14 protein-coding genes, 1 tRNA gene and 1 riboswitch are annotated in these 15,420 nt (G+C 40.1%); of the genes, 1 reads left to right on the top strand and 14 read right to left on the bottom strand.

Annotated features, from left to right (window positions below; translation table 11 throughout):
• Positions 1-31 precede the first annotated feature (31 nt).
• Positions 32-847 (top strand): HAD family hydrolase, encoded by an 816-nt coding sequence (locus tag I6758_RS05795; protein ID WP_196604249.1) that lies wholly within the window; start codon positions 32-34, stop codon positions 845-847.
• A gap of 73 nt (positions 848-920) precedes the next feature.
• Here the strand turns inward: I6758_RS05795 and I6758_RS05790 are convergent, their stop codons facing one another.
• From I6758_RS05790 to I6758_RS05725, 14 genes are all read right to left on the bottom strand, one after another.
• The gene (locus I6758_RS05790) at positions 921-2,267 is read right to left on the bottom strand and encodes a sn-glycerol-1-phosphate dehydrogenase (protein ID WP_196604248.1); all 1,347 of its coding nucleotides are present in this window, start codon (positions 2,265-2,267) and stop codon (positions 921-923) included.
• Between the two features lie 70 nt (positions 2,268-2,337).
• Positions 2,338-3,381, bottom strand: coding sequence for a galactitol-1-phosphate 5-dehydrogenase (locus tag I6758_RS05785; RefSeq protein WP_196604247.1), 1,044 nt, complete (start codon positions 3,379-3,381; stop codon positions 2,338-2,340).
• 79 nt (positions 3,382-3,460) lie between these two features.
• Positions 3,461-4,159 (bottom strand): ribulose-phosphate 3-epimerase, encoded by a 699-nt coding sequence (locus I6758_RS05780; protein ID WP_231038531.1) that lies wholly within the window; start codon positions 4,157-4,159, stop codon positions 3,461-3,463.
• Positions 4,160-4,257: 98 nt separating this feature from the next.
• Positions 4,258-4,707, bottom strand: a complete 450-nt coding sequence (rpiB, locus tag I6758_RS05775) for a ribose 5-phosphate isomerase B (RefSeq protein ID WP_196604245.1) — start codon at positions 4,705-4,707, stop codon at positions 4,258-4,260.
• A 52-nt stretch (positions 4,708-4,759) separates the two neighbouring features.
• Positions 4,760-5,797: a zinc-binding dehydrogenase gene (locus I6758_RS05770; protein ID WP_196604244.1), complete on the bottom strand. Its 1,038-nt coding sequence runs from the start codon at positions 5,795-5,797 to the stop codon at positions 4,760-4,762.
• Positions 5,798-5,957: 160 nt separating this feature from the next.
• Complete coding sequence (locus I6758_RS05765) at positions 5,958-7,223, bottom strand: PTS galactitol transporter subunit IIC (protein WP_196604243.1); 1,266 nt, start codon at positions 7,221-7,223, stop codon at positions 5,958-5,960.
• A gap of 179 nt (positions 7,224-7,402) precedes the next feature.
• Positions 7,403-7,696 (bottom strand): PTS sugar transporter subunit IIB, encoded by a 294-nt coding sequence (locus I6758_RS05760; RefSeq protein ID WP_196604242.1) that lies wholly within the window; start codon positions 7,694-7,696, stop codon positions 7,403-7,405.
• Between the two features lie 12 nt (positions 7,697-7,708).
• Complete coding sequence (locus tag I6758_RS05755; RefSeq protein ID WP_196604241.1) at positions 7,709-8,173, bottom strand: PTS sugar transporter subunit IIA; 465 nt, start codon at positions 8,171-8,173, stop codon at positions 7,709-7,711.
• Between the two features lie 29 nt (positions 8,174-8,202).
• Positions 8,203-10,122, bottom strand: coding sequence for a BglG family transcription antiterminator (locus I6758_RS05750; RefSeq protein ID WP_196604240.1), 1,920 nt, complete (start codon positions 10,120-10,122; stop codon positions 8,203-8,205).
• A 261-nt stretch (positions 10,123-10,383) separates the two neighbouring features.
• Positions 10,384-11,052 carry a ribulose-phosphate 3-epimerase gene (gene rpe / locus I6758_RS05745; protein WP_196604239.1) on the bottom strand — a complete coding sequence of 223 codons (669 nt, stop codon included), beginning with the start codon at positions 11,050-11,052 and terminating at the stop codon, positions 10,384-10,386.
• Positions 11,053-11,387: 335 nt separating this feature from the next.
• Positions 11,388-11,461: transfer RNA gene (locus tag I6758_RS05740), tRNA-Gly, on the bottom strand.
• A 104-nt stretch (positions 11,462-11,565) separates the two neighbouring features.
• Positions 11,566-12,435, bottom strand: coding sequence for an amidohydrolase family protein (locus I6758_RS05735; protein WP_196604238.1), 870 nt, complete (start codon positions 12,433-12,435; stop codon positions 11,566-11,568).
• 176 nt (positions 12,436-12,611) lie between these two features.
• Positions 12,612-12,926 (bottom strand): thioredoxin family protein, encoded by a 315-nt coding sequence (locus tag I6758_RS05730; protein ID WP_196604237.1) that lies wholly within the window; start codon positions 12,924-12,926, stop codon positions 12,612-12,614.
• A gap of 112 nt (positions 12,927-13,038) precedes the next feature.
• Positions 13,039-13,229, top strand: a riboswitch (cobalamin riboswitch).
• Between the two features lie 370 nt (positions 13,230-13,599).
• Positions 13,600-15,258 carry an acetolactate synthase large subunit gene (locus I6758_RS05725; RefSeq protein WP_196604236.1) on the bottom strand — a complete coding sequence of 553 codons (1,659 nt, stop codon included), beginning with the start codon at positions 15,256-15,258 and terminating at the stop codon, positions 13,600-13,602.
• Positions 15,259-15,420 lie beyond the last annotated feature (162 nt).

Below are 15,420 nucleotides of genomic sequence, written 5' to 3'. Positions count from 1 at the left end.
TTTGAAAAATAAAAAGGGATGAAATCTTATTATGCCTATAAAACTTATTGTCACCGATCTGGACGGAACATTGTTAAATGAAGAAAAATTAGTAAGCAGAGCCAACATAGAGGCCTTTCATATTGCCCGCAAAAATGGTATTGCGGCTTCTATCGCTACCGGGCGGATGCATCTTGCCGCTGCCTTTTTTGGCAGAGAAATCGGCGCTCAGGTTCCTGTAATATCCTGTAATGGTGCCATGATACGCAGTATTGATACCGATGAAAAAATATATGAAAAATACATTGATGATGATGCCGCGGCTGAAATATTGGCCTTTCTTATTAAAAATAACATTTATTGCAGCTGGTATATAGGAAAAAATCGATTTGCTCCATATTTTTCCTGGGATATGTTTTCCGGTTACCATACTGTGAAAAATTTTGATCTTATTGAGGTAGGCAATAATTATAAAGCTTACACCAAAAATGTCACTCAAATAGTTTTAAGAAGCAGCACAGACAGACTTCCCGCATACATAATCCAGCATTTGCAGGAATATTTTTCCGGCGCTGTGAAATTACAGCAAAATACCGGCTATACTATTGATGTAACGCCTCCTGATATTAACAAGGCTGTCGGCTTAAAATATCTTGCAGATTACCTCGGTATAGCAAAGGAAGATATTCTCGTATTCGGCGACGGAGACAATGATATTGCCATGCTGGAATACGCCGGTATATCCATAGCGACGGCAAATGCTATCCCTGCAGCAAAAAAAGCCGCTTCCTTCATCACTGATGATTGTAATAACGACGGTGTGGCAAAAGGCATAAGCAAAGTGCTGTCGGCTGCTTTCCCAAAGTAAATACGCAAAACAAAAACTGCTGATAATCCCCATCAGCAGTTTTTGTTTTGCGATAATTATTAATTTATCATAATCAATTTAATTCTTCCAGTTGTGCACAAACCTTATCGGCTACCACTTCCAATTTTCCGCAGTCAAATAATAACTGGAGAACCCCGTATCGATTACGCAGTTCCTTTGCATAGATCAAGGCATTTCTAAGCAATTCATGTGATATTCCCACATGCTGCGGCAAATATGGTTCATGAATCTTTTTCATGCGATTTATCATTACATCCACATCCGGCAGAGTTTTTATCAAATCTATAATTTCTGCTTTGTGTGCAAGAACGCTTTTCATGCGCTGCGCGGATTTATCATCGCAGTTTTTGCCGACTTCATTTTCCAGCTTCAATACTCCGTTGGCAGCAGGCCCGTAAACTTCTTTGATTTTGGATTCCCATGCAGCTTTATCAAAAGATTTTTTAACAAAATCCGTTTCTTTCTCCAATATTGCCAATGCTTCTTTATATATATGCAAGGCAGCGACAGTTGCTATCCCTACAAGCGTTCCATGCAGAAGTTCATGATGGCCTTGCTGCAGAAACATCATTTCCCAAAAATGTGCTATTTGATGTTCGCAGCCTGAAGCGGGACGGGAATTGCCGCAGTAGCTTATTCCGGTTCCTGCCCATACCAGCCCTTCCATTACTGAAATAATGGCATCCTTATCTCTTTGCGCTATCCCGTTATCCGCAGCTTCTGCTGTTTTATTTACAGCATTATACATGATATCCACAATGCTTGGGCAATAATATTCATCATTTACGATATGAGCCAGCTTCCATTCAACAAGACATACATACTTACCGAAAACATCACCTGTTCCCGCTGTTATCATATGTTCGGGTGCATTTTTCAAGATATCGACATCACCTATGACAGCCCAGGGGAACCCAAGTTTTTCATAGGTCACTTTCATATCATCTACGATCAGCGGAGATACGGCAGATGCGTAACCGTCCATTGAAGGTGCTGTAGCTACGATAACATACGGACATTTCAGTTTTTGTGACACAAACCGTATCAAATCATTGATAACGCCTGAACCAACGGCTATTATAAAATCACAGTCATATGGTATATGTGTAAATATTCTTCCAATATTAAGCTCATTGGGGACTAATTCATCATCCTGAAAAATGAATTCCGAATAATCCGCCTTGGCGTTTTTCAGTGCTTTATATACCTTTTCCCCTGCGACTTTGATCGTATTTTTATCAGCTACTATGCATATGCTTTTATACTGTTTTTCCCCGACATATCCAGCTAATTTTTCTATGACATCCTGTCCTATTTCCACATGGGCTATATCACACTCATGATCGCGCCCGCATGCACAACTTATTTTTTTATTCAAATGTTCATTCCAATTTACCATATTCATACTCCTCACATAATAAAATCCATAAACAGACCTTCGCCAAATTTTGTGTATTTTTCCGGCGGTTTTAAGGACGGAATACAATCTTCCCGTCAGTATACTTATCCGCAGCCGCTGCAAAAACTTCCGGTCCTTCTGATAAGGGAACGTTCCTGCTTATCAAAGGGGCCGTCTTTAAAATCCCTTTCCCCAAGAAATGCACGCACGTTTCCCATTCCCTGCCCGGGAACGGTCCCGATATCGCATTCCATGTGCCATACACAGAAAGTTCATTGCGCACTATTCTTTCGAAGTGAAAACGGTTTATCAGCACATCACTATATGGTATGCCCATATAGATTACTGCTCCGCCTTTTCCCGGCAGTGCGAGTACTTGCGCGGAGGTTTCAGCCGTCCCTGCTGCCTCGACAGCAAAGTCGACACCTTTTCCTCCTGTCATTTCGCAAACGGCATCATAGGGATCTTTCCCCGCAGTATTGATAATAATGTCCGCTCCCACTTTCAGGGCAGTCTGCAATCTGTTTTGATTTACATCAATGGCAATTATTTTCTCAGCCCCGGATATGGCTGCCCATTGCACTGCCATAGTACCAACTGTCCCGCAGCCCAAAACAGCTGCTGTACTTCCCGGCTGTATTCCTCCTGCATTATAAATGCCATGCAGGGCAACACATGACGGTTCTATAAGTGCCGCCTCCGCATAATCGACAGTGTCAGGCAGCGCGACTACATTATTCTCCGGCAGGACTATATATTCCGCAAAGGCACCCTGCCTGTATGCTCCGATAACAGATAATTCCTCGCACTGCGCATACCTGCCTTTTTTGCACGGATCGCATTTTTCGCAGCATAAAGCAGGACATGCCGTAACTTTTTGACCCTTTGTATATTTTGTAACAGCCCTGCCTACCTCTGTTATTTGTCCGGAAAATTCATGGCCCCATACCATCCCTTTAACATACGGGCCCAGTTGTGAATAGCGATGAATATCCGAACCGCATATTCCTACGGCTTTTACTTTTATTTTTACATCGCAGTCATTTTTAATCTGCGGCTCGTCAACATTTTCAAATCTGATATCACGAACTCCATACAGGCATAATGCTTTCATAATTTCCCTCATCTTTATATTTTAAAAATATTTTTTCTGACAGACATTATTACATTCCCGTATATTACTTTTACCGGTCTCACCCCTGCATCGTTTCAAGCTGTATAGGGGCGAGCAATTTTTCTATATTCTGCTGGATGCTGCCTTCCTTCAAAAATAAACCTGAAGTGCCTCCGGTGAATATCGTTGCCCCCGCCTGCGCCAACATTTTTATTGTTTCTTTATTAACATTTCCGTCAGCTTGAATACGTGTATCCAAGCCGGCATTTTTTAACATGTCATGCATAGTCTTTATATGCTCAATTGATTCTTGTTTTATTTTCTGTCCGGAAAAGCCTGGATTTACCGTTAGTTTAAGCACCCATGCACATTGTCCGGCCAATTCAGAAAAATCCTCTTTTGGTGCTGTATCAGCCTTATATGCCAGCACAGGCTGCATGCCCCTCGCCCTTATTTTTGCAAAAATCTCATGCGGTTTTTTCATGGCTTCATAGTGTACTGCTATATAGTCTGCGCCTTTATCCGCAAAAACTTCTATATATGGTTCTATATCATATACTGCCAGATGGACTTCAACAGGCAATTTTGTGTTATTTTTTATATACTGGCAGAGTAAGTCCCCCAATATATAGCACTTATTGAATTTACCGTCTACCACATCATAATGAAAAAAAGAAACCGAACTGTTTTCGACAGCTTTTATATGTGCGTGCATATGACCCAAGTCCATGCAGGAAACTGATGCCGACACAGCCGGCATAGGTAAATTTATCTCCATCAACTTCCCCCTCCTCCGATTTTTTCATAAGCATTATATATGAAACGCCTGTGATCCGAATATTATACGGATACAGGCGTTTTTATCATGCTCATCACTTAACGGCGGTTCTCATAATCCATCATAGCCTGTACCCTTTTTGCATATTTACCGCCAAGATGTTCCGTGGCAAGCCATTTTTGAGCAAATTCCCAAGCCATATAATTTGATATTATTCTTGCGCCCATACATAAAACATTTGCGTCATTATGAGCCCTTGTCATTTCTGCCGAAAAGAGGTCTGAAACAAGTGAAGCACGTATGCCTTTTACTTTATTCGCCATCATCGACATACCTATTCCCGTTCCGCAAATCAGTATCCCTCTTTTTTGGGGATCTGCAGCCACCGCTTCACCGACAGCAGCGGCATAGATTCCCGCATCTACAGATGATTCATCATAGGTGCCTTTATCTTCAACAGCATATTCTGCTTCTTCCAGTTTTTTTATGATGAATTTTTTCATCTGAAACCCGGCATGATCACTGCCGATCACTATAGTTGATTTCAAAATATACACCTCATTTAACTGCTGTTACAATTTCTGTCTGACTGGAATAATTTCAAGCAAGCGGTTTAAAAATAACTTTGATCGCTTCGCCGCTTTTTATCAAGTCGTAAGCTTTATCCCATTCATCTATATTAAGCTCGTGCGTTATCATTTTAGCCGAATTAATGGCACCCTTGCTCATTAATTCCAATGTGGGTTCCCAATCATGCGTATTTTGGCTTCTTGTCCCTGTAACATATAGTTCTTTTTGAATAATTTTTGAGAAATCCACATCCACCACATCTTTTGCAAAAAGACCGACCTGCACATACTGCCCTTGTTTACGCAGCAAATCCATTCCTAAATGCATTGAGGGAACTGCACCGGTACAATCGAAGCAAACATCCGCACCATATCCGTCCGTAAGATCTTTAACCAGTTCCTCTGCGCTTTCTGTCTGAACATCGACAATATAATCCATACTAAATTTTTCTTTGGCAACATCAAGGCGTTCTTTATCTTTAGTAAGTCCAGTCATTACAACGATTCCGCCATATGATTTTACTATCTGCGCAACCAAAAGTCCGATCGGCCCCGGTCCCAGCACCAAAACGATATCGCCTTTATTTATTTTCGCACGACTGACTCCATGATATGCGCATGCTGCCGCTTCTGTTATAGAAGCATCTCTGCAGCTTACATTATCAGGCAGCCGATGTACACTGGCCGCACGTGCGAGCACATAATTTGCAAATGCACCGTCCTGCTGTGTCCCGAGCCCTTTGCGCGAACCGCAGAGATTATACTGTTTTTCTTTGCAGTATTTGCATTCGCCGCAAATTACAAACGTCGTTTCCGATGTCACTCGGTCACCTACTTTGAATTCGGTCACGCCTTCACCTACTTCGGCAATCGTACCGGCAAATTCGTGGCCCAGTGTCAAATCAGAAGCATTGTAATTGTAATGTCCTTCGAAAGTATGAATATCACTGCCGCATACACCTGCGTATTCTACTCGAATTTTTACCTGTCCTGCACCTGCTGCGGGTTCCTTTTTATCAATAATTTCGAAATGGCCGCCGCCCGGCTGTGTTTTTACCAGAGCTTTCATACTATTATCTCCTCCATAGACTTTTCATAGCCTTAATATTTTCCGGCATATCTTGCCCATAAATGTATTTTATAAGCAAGATATGCCGGCGCTGCCGCTTTTGCCAGCAGCGCCGCATTTTCTTTCACTGTCGGACTAAGAAAATCGTTACGGAATTTTCTCAGTTGAACAAAGCAAACAATTTGAAAATAACGAAATGTATCAAATTACCGCCTTGGTCAATACTGGAAATCATCGTTGTGCCTTCAGGCATTTTAAACTGTGCCGCAATAGCCATTTGTGTATGGAACTGAGCTACAGCCGTCGCCATCAGAAGAGACAGACTGATAACAATGATACCGGCTATGACCGAATGAACTATATTGCCTCTGGCTGCTGCTACGATCATTGCCACTATAAACGGAATGGTAGCCAAATCGCCGAACGGCAAAACATTATTTCCCGGAATAATAACTGCCAGAAATACAGTGATTGGAACGAGTATAAGCGCTGTGGCAATAACTGCCGGATGCCCTGTAGTAACAGCTGCATCAAGACCTATATAAATATTGTGGCCTTCGCCAAATCTCTTCTTCAGAAATTCCCGTGCAGCTTCAGATATAGGAATAAGCCCTTCCATCAAAAGTTTGACCATACGCGGCATAAGAACCATTACCCCTGCCATTGCCACACCTACTTTTACGATGTTGCCGGGAGTATAACCGGCCAAGGCACCTAATATGCAGCCTAAAACCAAGCCCATAAAAATTGGTTCACCGAAAATGCCAAATTTTTGCTGTATATAATCAGGATCTGCTTTTAAATCCTTTATTACAGGAATTTTTTGGATAAGCCAAATGAGAGGTATACCTATGGGAGCATATGAACAAGTGGAGCCTGTAGGAACAGAAATACCTTCCAATTCAAAATAGTTTTCCATATATGGTGCTGTCCAGTCCGCTATTTTCAAAACTACTATTTCAAACAAGATAGCAGCTATCATGGCCTGCACCAGACTGCCTGTCCACGTATAAACGAATGCACCGCAGAAGGCAAAATGCCAGTAGTTCCAGATATCGACATCCATTGTTTTTGTTGTTTTAGTAAAAAGCATAATAGCGTTAACAATGAGACATACCGGCAAAACGAGCGCCGAAACAGGAGAAGCCCATGCTATGCTTGCCGCTGCCGGCCAGCCAACATCAATTACATTAAGATGTATACCGAAATTTTCTACCATGGCATGTGCCGCAGGTCCCAAATTTTCAGTAAGCAGGCCAACTACCAGAAAAACTCCCGTAAAACCCACACCGATGGTAAGCCCGGAACGAAATGCCTTAGCAGGACCGCAGCCGAAAATCAAGCCTAAAATAAAGATAAATACCGGTAAAATTACAGTTGCGCCCAACCCCAGAAAAGATTGGAACATTGGAATTAAGTTATCCATGTATATATCCTCCTTAAAATTTTATTTTATTTGTATTTTTTGAATTTTATGTTAGCTAAAAATTGTTCATCATCCAAATCGAAATAATTATGAGAAGCGGTATCCGTTATTTTTTCTATTCTTCTAAAAAAGTAGATCAGTGATCGTAAATACTTCCCATAACTTTTTCGCATATTTTGTTATTTCTGTAATTCTGCTAAAATCTGATCCTCTACTTTATCCAAACCTATTCCTGTCAAAAATGCTCTGGCGCTTATTACCGGAAAAGCATATTTTGATTTATCTATTACTGTTGTTGTTACTAATAAATCTGCTCCGTCAGAGTACCCCGGCACCTCCATGATCTTGCATTGAATAATTTCAACAGGTATATTATTTTTCTTTGCCAATTTACTTACAGCTTCATTCACTACTGTTGATGTAGCGATCCCTGTGCCGCATGCCACCAAAACTAATTTTTTGCCATTTTTCACGATAATCTCTCCTTACAAACCTAATTTTTTACATACAAATTCTTTAATATCAACTGGTTTTTGTGCTTTTGCTATCTCCTCCAGTGCACCGTCCTCCTGCAGTATTTTCATAAGCTTTTGCAATATTTCAAGTTGCGCATGTTGTTCTTTCATGGCTAACATAAAAACTATCTTTACCGGCACTGTCTCACATTCTTCTCCCATGATCACAAAGTCAACCGGCTTGGCAAGAGAAGCAACGCAGATAGCTGGTGCATTTACATGTTCAATGTCAGTGTGAGGAATAGCCACCCCGTAAGAAGAGGTCGGCAGACCTGTTGCAAATATTTTCTCGCGGGCACCAACAGCAGCCTTATAAGATTCCTTTACATAATCCAGTTTCTGCATATTCCCGGCCATCTTCGCAATGACATCAAACTTATCCTTCCCTTCAAGATTCAGTAAAACTAAGTTTTCATCCAATGATATTGCGCTCATAATCAATTTATCCCCCTATTGTCATAAGATTAGAACATGTCTATAAACTCTTCCAGAAAGACATCATATGACTTATTTTTCAGCATAGAATTTATGCCGCTCTTCAATTTTATATAATTGTATAATTTTAAGAACATTGTTTCCCAAAGACTTGCCTTATTCTTTCCTATATTGAGCAGAAATACCACCTGCACCGGAAGATCATCCCACATGATAGGTTTATTTAATATGAGCACCGATATAAATGAATTATTATTTTCGTTGTACATAGGATGCGGAATAGCTGCCAAATCACCTATCGAGGTAGATGCCATTTCTTCTCTCTCAAAAATCAATTCTTTTATTTTAGCAGTCATCAAACCCTTTTGAATTGCCTGATCCGTCAAAAAATTGATGCATTCATTTTTTTCTGTAAAGCTTTTATTTACATAGAAATTTTCTGAGGAAAAGAATTTTTCTATTTCTGTTTTATCCATTTTATCTTTTTGAAAAACTTTTTGCTCTATTTTCGTGATATCTTCCTTTTTGAGCATATGATTGATCATTATCACTTTATCAGAATGTATTTCCTTCAGCGGCACCGTAGTGAATACAAAATCGGTATTATCCATTATGGAACCGTCAACTTCATATCCCGGTATGATTTTCATTATGTTTAATCTATTATGGAAATGTTCTTCTATTTTCGCTTTGAGCAATACAGACATCCCCAGCCCTGCCGAACAAACTATCACGACATTTTTTACTTTTCTGTTTTCCTTAATGCCGGTACGGCTTATCGCTGCCCCAAAATGCAGCGCTATATAACCTATTTCATTTTCATTTATTTTTATGTTGTCATATTCCTCAACGACTTTTCCTGCTATTACTCCCATCTGAAAAGCGAGAGGATAATCATTTTTGATAGTATCCAGAAGTTCATTGCGTATGATCATATGGAACTCTATCCGTGTCAGGGCGATATTCAAATGCAATGTCAAACCGTCTCGCAAATATTCATCTTCCGTGAAATCAATTGCCATTTTGTCATGGATTTCCTGCAGAATAATATCTACCAGTTTTTTAACATGCGCCTTATCCGTTGATTCACCTGCATCAAAGATTTTCTTACTGGCCAGAAGGCACTGCGCAATATAATAAATTTCCGCATATGATAAATCTATGCCATTTTGTGCGTAAATTTCATCCACTATATCCTTGGCAACATCATATTCAAAGGTGCTTCCTATCTTTTGCGCCAAACTGGCCGAATATAATACAGTCTTATTATATTTGGAGCGCTGTACCGCAATGGCAGTGTGTATACAAAGATTTTCTTTTGCATCGTCGGCTAATTGCAACTTTTTCTGATTTAAAATTTTTCTGATTATCTTATCCAGCTCCGCCATATTTGCATCCGGCAATATTTTTTGATAGAACAGCTCAAAATTATGTTTATTTATTATTTCAGACATGCAGTAGCGGACTTTGATTTCCTCACCGGCAATAATCATTCCCTTTCCTTTATACTGGACAATTTTCAAGTCATACTTACTGAATATTTTCTTTACATCATTTAAGTGAGCTTTCAAGGTGGATATACTGACAAATAATTCATCAGCCAGTTCCATTTGTGTAATGGAATTTCCCGAAAAAGTATTTTCTAATAATTTAACTATTATATAATTTACTCTTTCTTCTGAAGTTTCAAAATTAATATTATCTTCTCTTGACAATTCATCCTCAAGCTGCCCCAAATTTGCAGTATCTTTAAGACTATATCCTTTATTTGGAACTGCGATGATGTTAACATTATGCTGTTCAAGCAGTTCCTGCAAGAATTTTATATCTGATCTGATGGTTCTTGACGAAACCCCCAGCTGGTTTGCCATCTGTTCGCCTGTGATCCCATTAGGATAATTCTTTAACAGTTCAAAAATTCTTTTGCTGCGCTTTTTCAGCTTGACCATTTTTGTCACTCCCTAGCTTGATTTTATTCTAGCAAATTTTTCTTTCTTGTCATAGATGGAAAAGTTTCCCTGAAATACGGAAATTTTCGACACATGTAGAAAATTTTTTCCGCATATATCAGGCAATATTTATTTATCACTATAATGATGCCATTATTTTTATTAATTAATACTATTTTCATATGCTATTTTATAGCTTTGCATCATATGCTTATAAAAAAAACCATACCCTGCCTTGGGTATGGTTTTGATTTGATTTTTTCAGCGTAAATCGGCGGCCTTGCGGAAAGCTTCCACATTTTTTTCGATCTGGCGGTCTTTGAACATGGCAGATCCAATAACAATATCTGTTGCTCCGGCATCAATAATAGTTTTTATATTATTGATATTTACGCCGCCATCAACTTGTATGATAAATTCAAAGTTATTTTCTTCCCGCCATTTTACCAGATCCGCGATTTTTCTTGTACTCATCGGCAGATATGACTGTCCGCCAAATCCAGGCTCAACTGACATAATCAAAACCTTCTTAAGCAGGCCATCCTGCGCTACATATTTTAAGGATTCATAATCGGTGGCAGGATTCAGGACCACACCGCCGTCCATTCCCAAAGTTTTAATAGTTTCCAAAGTATGATACAAGTGAACGCATGCTTCCTTATGGACCGTAACCGTGTTGACGCCGGCGTCAGCAAGTCCAGCCAAAAGCTCATCGGGGTCAGTCACCATCAAATGTGCGTCAAAATTTGCCTTTGTATGCGGTCGGAGAGATTTGATCGTCCCCACGCCAAACGTGATATTCTTTACAAAATGACCATCCATAATATCAAGATGTATATCCATGATGCCGCTGTTTTCCAATCTTTGCACATCATCGGCCAGACAGGAAAAGTCAGCCGATAAAATTGAAGGTGATAAAACTATTTTCATACTATTTCTCCTCTTGTATACAGTCACATTAATCACTGTATCATAAAAATTATCCACTGTATCATAATACTCTTACAATATCATTTTATTTATCGGCCTATGCAAATAGCCGCACAGGTGAATTTACAATTATATTATCATATAATTGCCGGCTGTTCAAATATCTCCTTTGGCAGTATTTTCCTGCACATAAAAAGGAAATTGCCTAATGTCTCCCTGTATTTTCCCTCAAAGCTCTGCTAAACGGGAAAATGAAAGGGAGCCGCCTGAACAACAAAAGCATTTATGCAAAATAAAAAGAGCTGCCTAAAAAAGCAACTCTAACAACTCTATTCTGGAGCGGGCAAGCGGAATCGAACCGCCCTCTGCTGCTTGGGAAGCAGCCATTCTACCAATAAACTATGCCCGCGGGATACTCAACTATTTTACCACAATATTTTTGCTGATGCAATTCTTTTATATAGTATCCATAGCATATAAACCACCAATAAGGTCATTGCCAATACAAGACAGTCAATCATTTTGCCTCGACAAACAATTTTGCAGTTTGGTAAAAATCCGCACGGCATTATCATAAAACACAGCCCGGTGATATTTCTCAGGAATAACGGCTTTTATTACCTCAATATAATTTTTCATATCAACAAGCGGCCAGTCTGATCCATACATAAGTTTATCATAATGATTCATATAGCCCAGCCATGTCTTCAAATGCTCTATATACCCGGCTCCCTCAGACAAAAAGATTTCTGCATTGATAAGCCCTTCTGCCAGCCCGGATAAGTCAATATAAACATTTGGATTTTTCATAGCTACTTCAGCGGCATCAATTATCCAGGGGTTGCCGCAATGTGCCATGACAAAATGGACGTTGGGGAAATCGACAGCAGCTTCATCCACAGTCAGCGGGTGTGAATATTTAAGCTTGCCATGGCTGCTGGCAGTATCACCTGTATGAATTACAACGGGTACGTTGTATTTTTCCGCCAGTCTGAAAAATGGATGGTAGACTGCATCGTCGACATAATAATGCTGATAGCCCGCATAAATTTTAAAGCCAAGACTTGTCGGCTCCTGCAACAGTTTTTCATAAGCAGCCAATGTTTGTTCACGGTTCTCAGCAGTTATCATATCCGGTGCTATGCCAAGGCATTGCGCCATAAAAGGAGGAAATTGCTCAAGTCCATGTGTTATAATTTGCGGATTGATGCTGCCGTCCACTATATCGGACGAATCGACTCCCATGCCCACACCCAGAACCACTCCGCATTTGTCGAACTCCCTTTTTAACGTAGGGATATCACATTTGCAGTTTATGTTGGCAGCAGTTTCAGCAAAGTTTCCTACGGATGAAAAATGCATATGTGCATCGATTATTTTCATAGCAGCTGCACCCCTTTATATTTAAATTTTAATGTCTCGCAAGAAATAAAATAAAACCCTATTTCTTAAGCAATAGAGTTATCTATTCGGGCATCCCACTTTATTCCAAAGAATGTTGAAAATAATATATTATCTGCGTAAATTGCTTTTGTTTACACCTTAAATTTTCTGGAAAATCAGTCATTCAGCATCATATGACATAAATTCTCCCTTGAAACGGCTCCTGTTATTTGAGCGGCAGATCGGCCATTTTTAAATATAATAATGGTGGGGATCATTGTTACATTGTATTTTTCTATCAGTTCACGTGATCTGTCCACGTTGACACTTCCTACTTTATATTCACCTGATGCATTTTCTTCCATTTCATCTATTATAGGGGCAAATTGCTGGCACGGCACACACCATTCAGCGCCAAAATGCACCAGCACCGGTATCGGCGACTGCAAAACTTCTTTTTCAAAATTCTGTTCAGTATATACCTGTGGCATATTTTTCTTCCTTTCACCAACATCTGCGGCGGCATGATGTATCTAATATACCCTTTATCAAAAATTATTGCAAGGTTGACATTAAATTTATCAGGTGATATTATATATGCAATTGAATAAAAGAGAATCAGGCGTCAGAAATGACTTAATAGGGAAACCGGTAATTGTATTTGATAGTCCGGTGCGGTCCCGCCACTGTAACACGGAGCAACCCCGCAATCTATCCATTGGAATTTTATTCTGAGAAGGAGCGGCGAAGCAATGATGTGAAGCCAGGAGAACTACCTGATTGACAGTCACCGTTATACATAACTGTATAGTACCCGCGAGCGATGGGCAGGAGATTAGATTATAGCATAAATAAATTTGGTATAGTTTACCCTCTTCTTTGCGTTCGCTCAGAAGAGGGTTTTTATTTTGGTTTCAGCCCCTTTGTATCTTCAGCTAATACACTGGGGATTGCTCATAGAGTTTTACTTCCTCTTAAACACTGCACTGGCAGGGCCTTGCTTTCACAGCAAGGTTTTTCTTTTTTAAGCACTTTTACCTTAAATTATTTTTCTTACGATTTTCTGACCTGCATCTCGGCTGTATACAGCCACTGAGCAGAATATTTTGTTATTCTCTGCTAGATTGAGAAACAGGCCTGATGGAAAACCAGGCCTGCCTCCTATTAAATTCCCTGCATAAGCTGCTGCAAATGTTCTGTCAGCTTCATGTTTTCACTATAATCGACCTGGCAGTCAATGATAGCCGGTACATCCAGGCTGAAAGCTTTTTCCAGTGTCGGAATAAGCTCTTCAGCCTTTTTGATGCGAAAACCTGCGGCATGCATGCTCTCAGCAAATTTTACAAAATCAGGATTTGTAAAATCAACACCATAACTATGTTTATAATGATCTTCCTGTTTCCACTTTATGAGACCATAGCTGCAGTCGTTGAATATCAGCGTCACAAAATTTGTGCCAAGACGTATAGCCGTTTCAAACTCTTGACAATTCATCATAAAACCGCCGTCACCGGTTATTGCCAATATTTTTTTATCAGGATTGACGAGTTTTGCAGCTATAGCTCCCGGCACGGCTATGCCCATCGTAGCAAATCCATTGGAAATAATACAGGTATTCGGTTTATAGCAGTTGTAATGACGAGCTATCCAGACTTTATTCGCCCCTACGTCTGAAATAACGATATCATCAGGTCCCATGATTTTTCGTACATCGTTGAGTATGCGCTGCGGCTTCATAGGAAAAGCTTTATCAGCAGCGTAGCTCTCGTGTTCTGCAACCATTTTTTCACGCATTGCCAAGGCTTCCTTGGGTTCCTGAAGGCGTGCAGTCCTCTGCATTATACGTTTTAATGAGTCGGGTATATCACCGACTACTTCTATATTGGCCTGATACAACTTATTGATATCGGCGGAAGCCGCATCTATATGAATTATATCCACATCACCGCGCTTATTCCATTTTGACGGTGCATATTCAATAATATCGTAACCGACGGCTATTACCAAGCTGGCTCTTTCCAATAATTTATTTTGATAATCAGAAAAAGGAATGCCTATTGTCCACATTGCATACTTGTTATCAAAAGGAATGGCCCCTTTTGCCATCATAGTATTTATTACCGGTATTTTCAGTTTTTCCGCAAACGCCGTCAATTCCTTTGCCGCATGAGAGCGAATAACTCCGCTGCCGGCGAGAATAACCGGACTTTTAGCATAGGAAATCATTTCTGCTGCTTCGTCAAGCGTATGAACAGAAGCATATTCTTTTATCGGATATTGTTTTTGCAGCGGACGTTCCGAATTATCTATAGACATCATGCCAATATTAACCGGCAGATCTATATGACATGCGCCCGGCTTTTCGCGTTCCGCATATTTAAAGGCCAGACGAACTATTTCATTCACCGTGTCGGGGCGTACCACCATTTTTGTACGTCGGGTTATCGGTTCAAACATCTTCACTAAGTCAAGAAATTGGTGTGAGGTAATGTGCATCCGTTCAGTACCTACCTGCCCCGTTATTGCAACAAGCGGGGCTCCGTCACTATCGGCATCGGCAACACCTGTTACGAGATTCGTTGCACCCGGCCCCAATGTAGCAAGGCATACACCGGCCTTTCCCGTAAGTCTTCCATAAACGTCGGCCATAAAGGCAGCGCCTTGTTCATGACGGACAGTGATAAACTGTATCTTAGAATTTTCAAGCGCACGCATAATAGCCAGATTTTCTTCACCCGGAATACCGAAAATATATTTTACGCCTTCTTCTTCCAGACATTCTACCAGTAAATCAGCGGTACACCGCTTACTTTTTTCACACATAGTATTTTTAGCAAAGCCTCCTGCAAAATATAATTAATGTCATGTTCAATAATACCTACTAAGCAAAAATTTATCAATAAAAATTTACAACAAAACAGTATTATTTTGCAAATAAATCAAGAATTATAGATCAACCAAGAATTTTATTTATGTTATAATAAA

The sequence above is a fragment of the Pectinatus haikarae genome (assembly GCF_015732185.1).
GTDB classification, from domain to species: domain Bacteria; phylum Bacillota; class Negativicutes; order Selenomonadales; family Selenomonadaceae; genus Pectinatus; species Pectinatus haikarae.
This window is presented reverse-complemented; position numbering and strand designations above follow the sequence as displayed.